Below are 5,490 nucleotides of genomic sequence, written 5' to 3'. Positions count from 1 at the left end.
GGCGAGTGGAGGATTGAAAAAAATTATGTACCTCAAACGGCTGCAAATCCCGATCGAAAAAAGTAGATCGCCACGCTCTTTAAGCAAACGTGGCGAGTTTGGAAATCCTAGCAGTGGCGATATTATAAATGTAAGATTTTAAGAATCTCCGAGCGGGCGCTGTCAATCAGAAACCCAATTTATTTAACACGGTTTTTGGTGAAACAATGTGCTTATTAAGCCCCAACTTACCGGGTTTAATGCCTAAAGCTAAGCCAATAATTTCCGTGATATAGAGAATTGGTAGATTGTAAGAAACATTGTAGTTCTTCTCAATATCGGGTTGCCTTAGTTCCAGGTTAGTTGAACATAACGGACAAGCTAACACAATGCAATCTGCACCGAGAGATTTTGCCTCATCTAAGAGTTTCTTAGTTAACTCAAAAGCAACCTCTTGCTTTGACACCAAAATCGGGCCACCACAACACTTGGTCTTCGACCGAAAATCAACGACTTCTGCGCCACAAGCTTGAGCTAATTTATCCATTGACATCGGGAAAACGGGAGAATCCCAACCTGTGATATCTGCGGGTCGAGTTAACAGACAACCATAATAACAAGCTACTTTCAAACCTGTTAAAGGCTTTTTGATGTGAGGGGAAATATCTAGGTCGTTAGCTAAAACATCGACCACATTTCTAACTCGAATGTTGCAGTCAGAAACCGAGATTCCCATTTCGGAAAGAATCGCCGTAATTCTTTCTTTTTCGGCTTCGGTATCTAATGCCTTTAACGCTCTCGCTGACTTGTTATAACAACCGGAACAAGAAGCTAAAAGGTCGAGGTTTTCCTTTTGTGCTAAAGCGACATTTCTCGCCGCCATCGCCATACCAACATCGTGGGAAACTCCAGCCGCCACGGAACCACCGCAACATGACCAATCATGGAGTTCTTTTAGCTCAATTCCCAGTTCTGTCATTACCACTTTCGTTGACATATCGAATTCTTTGGCAGTGGTATGAAGGCTGCATCCGGGATAGTAAGAATATTTCATTGTTTGCCTACCTTTTCTAATGCTTCGCTAAATTTTTTGGGGTCTTTAATTTTGGCTGGTAATGGTGACATTTTGCCTTTGAGGGTTAATTGAATCCCCAATTTTGCTTGTGCGAGCATGGCTTGTAAACCGCCATATTTCTGCATTAGTTCGGGTTCAAATAAAATGCCTCTTTTCTCGACCAATTCTACAAATATTTGATTGAACTTGGTAGAATCGTTCTCGACTCCTTGACGAATGCCGATCGCTTTCACCGCCTCAATTACATCGGCAGGACGCACGCCACGGGGACACCGAGAGGTACAAATGTAGCAAGAAGTACATAACCACAGAGCGTTACTTTTCAGTACCTTTTCCCATTCTCCTCTCTGCACCATTAAAACCAGAGTTCTGGGTGACATATCCATCAGGTCAATATTGGTACAGCCACCGCTACAGGTACCGCACTGCATACAAGCTGCGATCGCAGCGCCTTCGCCACCTTCCGCAATCACTTTATCGAGAAATTCCCGATTCATTTTATCGCCGTCGAGTTGGCGATCGACCTTCAGACCGAATAAAAACTTTTTATTTTTAACTGCCATTGCTTTAAACCTTAGTTAAGTGAAGCTGTTCGTTGAGGCTGGGTACAAAAATTGCGCGATCGCTAGCCAAAAAACTGGCAATTTCTGCTGCTGCCGATCGTCCATCGGTAATCGATTCCATAATCGCTTTTGGCCCAGTTGCCGCACCTGCGAGAAAAATACCTCTCCGGGTAGAAGCATTATTGGCATATTGTTGATGTGCAGTGGCGTAGAAGCGATCGCAACCAACACTTAAACCCGCCACGTCTGCTAATTCGGCATTACCTTCCATTCCCACCATCAAAACCAAAAGGTCAACAGTTAACCGCATCGGTTTTGCTGTCAAAGTATCTTCTAAGCGCAACAACAAGCTGCCATCATTTTTCTCACCAGCTTCGGAAAGCCGACCCCGCAGGAATTGCACGGCATACTCTTGTTGCGATGTTCTGTACAGTTCTTCATAACCGCGACCGAACACCCGAATATCCATGTAAAGGCAATAAATTTCGCATTCGGGATTTTGTTGTTTAATTTCGATCGCAACTTTAATTCCATTGGTACAGCAAACTCGCGAACAGTAATTATTATTCACCTTCTCATCGCGAGAACCAACGCAATGCACCATCGCTACTTTTTTCGGCGCTTTCCCGTTTCTAGTTTTCACGCTTTGCGCCTTTAGCATGGCGTCCAACTCTACGGAAGTGATGCAATTATCGTAGATTCCATATCCATATTCTTCTTTAAAGGTAGCATCGAAATGCTTAAAGCCAGTGGATACCAGAATCGCGCCAGCATCAATTTCTTCACCTGTCGATACAGTCACTTTAAAGTTAGGTGCGGCACCTTCAATGCGGGTTACAGTCGCATTATTTACAATTCTGGTTTTACCCAAAGCTTGTTTTAAATTGGCGACAATTTCGGAAGCATCGGTAAAGTCAGGAAAGACTTTATACCACTTGTTTAAATGTCCCCCAACTTCGGCTTTCTTCTCAATCAAAACCACATCATATCCAAAGTCTTGCAGTTTTCCTGCTGCTGCCATTCCCGCAGGGCCACCACCGATTACGACTACACTTTTACCCATTGTCTTCAATCCTTGCTGAACTTGTGACTTTTGACTTAATTAAAATGGTCTGCGGCGTTGTTCGGGAGTTTTGGATTTGTCGTAAGGAATGCCGATTTTATCTAGTAAAGGTTCGATTTGAACAACTTTGGCATTCAATCCGCAATCTTTGAAGGGGTCGTAGCCTAACATTAACCCGGTTAATTGTGCGTAATCCAAAACGCTGACGTTGAATTCTTCTGACAAAATTTCTTTGATTGTTCCTTGTTCGGCATCTAAAAATACTGTGCAACCGGGACAGTTGGTGAGGATTAAGTTACAATCGGGGTGCGCTTCTTTGAGGCTTTTCATTTTCTTGTAAACGCTGCTGGCAGTGTAGTCTCGGTTTTCGGGAAACGCACATTGCCGGAAACCCATACCGCAGCAATGTCTCCGTTCTGGATAATCAACGATTTCGGCACCGAAAGCTTCTAATAATCCTACTAAAACTTGCGGGAATTCAGCGCCACCCATGCACTCGCTTGGAAATATTTTTCCGTAGTGGCATCCAATATGATCGACTGCTTTGATTCCTTTCAAGCTATATTTTGCTTTGGCTGCGAGTTTGTGGCGATTGGCGAAAAATACATCGGAAGCGTGAACAACAGAAGGTCTGCCGCCGGAAACGTGAGGAACCCAAAATTCTCTTCCTGTCGTTTCTTTTAAGGTTTTTTCTGTGTATTCTCGCAACTCTGGTTCTTCTTCCCAAAGTTTAATCATTTCTGTGTAGTTGGCAAAGGATGTGACGCAGAATGAAAAGAGATTATCCACACCTAATTCGTGATGGGCAACCGAAAAGTTTCTCGCCGCAACTACCATTTGTGTTTCGATATTTGACACATCTCCGTGATAGCCAATTGCGCCACAAGAAGTATGTCCGGGTGCTTCCCGCAATTCCATACCCAAATCGTTTTTTAAGATTTTATAGGCAATGCCTTCGGTATAGGGGGCGGCACTTTGAAGGAAACAACTGCGGAAGCAACCCCACAATTTTCCGCCTTCATCATCTATGGTTGGAACTTGCTTTTGATGTCTTTCCCAAGCGATATTTTCTCTTGCTACTTTCATTAAAGTTTCTCCTTATTTGTTTTCTTTGAGTTGGTAGTTTCTGCTATCAGCGGTTTCTAACCAATTTTGCCAGTATTTTTCTACTTCTGCTTTACTGCCGAGCTTCTTTTCCATGCCTTTTTCGACGGCATCCATTAATTCGATCGCACCCGTGGCTTGATAAATTGCCCGCAATTCTTCCATGTCTTTTTCCGGAATAACTCGGTGGGAACCTGGACTATTTTCCAGATTCATGGGTACATCCCACCATGCCCGCATTTCTTCGCGATGTTCGTAATAGTATTCCCAGTTTTCACCTAATTCGGGGAAATGGGCGGGTGTGATATTTTCTGCTAACAATGTATAACCTCGTTTTAATATGTTTTCCCCGAATACTCGCTTGGCAAATAATTGCTGTCTGCCTTTTTCTGACTCGGCAAAGTAACCGTAACGAACGGAAAGTCGGCGCAATGCCAGAATGACTGAGGCGGTGCTGTTGCCTCTCGGACAGCGCGTTTTACAGGAAAAACATTGCCCGCAATACCAAATTTTGTCCGATTTAAGTAATTCTTCAATTTGTTCATCATCTTCTGAGTAGCAAATGTTCATTACCTCTCTGGGGGAGTATTCGCTGAACTCTGCCGCCGGACAAACTGCTGTGCATACGCCGCAGTTCAGGCAGGCATTCATGCCGTGCTGGTACAAAAGGTCTTGTTTAAGCTCGTTAAATAATTTGCCCATAGGTATATCCCGCCACTTGAGCCACTGAGGTTATGCCGTTTGTCTATAAAAATACTATATAACTAATTAGTTATAATGTCAAGCAGGTAAGTTCAAATAAATTGCGATCGATCTCCCAACCCCAACTTACGGGGATCAAGCTCTAAAGTGGCTGAAATCACGGCAGAATAGGAAAATTACATCTGAAGGCAAATTTCAGAGAATAGTTAAGCAGGCGAACGATAAGCAAAAATACTTATAATGGAGATGCTTTCTCCTCCAAAAGAATCTCAAAGGGCAGGCAGGATGCCTACCCCACCAGAATTTTTGGAGATGTCTATTGATGGTTACGAACTGGCAACTCAATTCTAAACTCAGTGCCTTTGGCAAGGGTAGAAAAACACTGCAAATGACCTTGATGATTCTCCGTGATAATTTGATAGCTAATTGCTAAGCCCATACCCGTACCTTTACCGACAGGTTTAGTCGTAAAAAAGGGATTAAATATTTTTTCTTTAACTTCGTGAGTCATTCCACAACCATTATCGTGAATGGAGATGGTAATCCGATCTTTAGACGGAATACAAGTCGTAATTGCGATCGTACCAATATAATCTAATTTTTCGGTATGTTCTAGGCTTTGTCGCCGTTGTTCGATCGCATCGATCGCATTTACTAACAAATTCATAAATACCTGATTTAATAAACCCCCATAACATTCGATCGGGGGTAATTTACTATAATTTTTGATGACATGAATCTCTGGTCTTCCCGCTCGACCATTCAAGCGATTTTGCAAAATCACTAGGGTACTTTCGATATTCTCGTAAATATCTATTTCTTTCAAATCGGCTTCATCTAAACGCGAAAACGTCCGCAAAGACTTCACAATATCGCGAATGCGCGTCGCACCATTTTTCATCGATGCCAACAACTTAGAAAAATCACTTTCTAGATAATCAAAGTCCATATCTTCTGTCAAATTAGCAATCGCCTGGGGTGGATTAGGATAATGTTTTTGGTAA

The 5,490-nt window shown here is 42.9% G+C and carries 6 protein-coding genes; all 6 read right to left on the bottom strand.

The features are described from left to right. Positions 1–166 precede the first annotated feature (166 nt). Positions 167–1,033, bottom strand: a complete 867-nt coding sequence (locus tag H6S82_RS16300; RefSeq protein WP_190461775.1) for a CoB--CoM heterodisulfide reductase iron-sulfur subunit B family protein — start codon at positions 1,031–1,033, stop codon at positions 167–169. Then, the gene (locus H6S82_RS16295) at positions 1,030–1,617 is read right to left on the bottom strand and encodes a 4Fe-4S dicluster domain-containing protein (RefSeq protein WP_190461773.1); all 588 of its coding nucleotides are present in this window, start codon (positions 1,615–1,617) and stop codon (positions 1,030–1,032) included. The genes H6S82_RS16300 and H6S82_RS16295 overlap by 4 nt, the downstream gene beginning before the upstream one ends. Positions 1,618–1,621: 4 nt before the next feature. Beyond that, positions 1,622–2,680: an FAD-dependent oxidoreductase gene (locus H6S82_RS16290; RefSeq protein WP_190461771.1), complete on the bottom strand. Its 1,059-nt coding sequence runs from the start codon at positions 2,678–2,680 to the stop codon at positions 1,622–1,624. Between the two features lie 39 nt (positions 2,681–2,719). Beyond that, positions 2,720–3,766: a heterodisulfide reductase-related iron-sulfur binding cluster gene (locus tag H6S82_RS16285; protein WP_190461769.1), complete on the bottom strand. Its 1,047-nt coding sequence runs from the start codon at positions 3,764–3,766 to the stop codon at positions 2,720–2,722. Between the two features lie 12 nt (positions 3,767–3,778). Then, positions 3,779–4,486: a 4Fe-4S dicluster domain-containing protein gene (locus H6S82_RS16280; RefSeq protein ID WP_190461767.1), complete on the bottom strand. Its 708-nt coding sequence runs from the start codon at positions 4,484–4,486 to the stop codon at positions 3,779–3,781. A gap of 316 nt (positions 4,487–4,802) precedes the next feature. Then, the coding region (locus H6S82_RS16275; protein ID WP_191056430.1) for a HAMP domain-containing sensor histidine kinase at positions 4,803–5,490 on the bottom strand (688 nt) is incomplete at its 5' end.

Source organism: Planktothrix sp. FACHB-1355 (genome assembly GCF_014748295.1).
GTDB classification, from domain to species: domain Bacteria; phylum Cyanobacteriota; class Cyanobacteriia; order Cyanobacteriales; family Aerosakkonemataceae; genus Aerosakkonema; species Aerosakkonema funiforme_A.
This window is presented reverse-complemented; position numbering and strand designations above follow the sequence as displayed.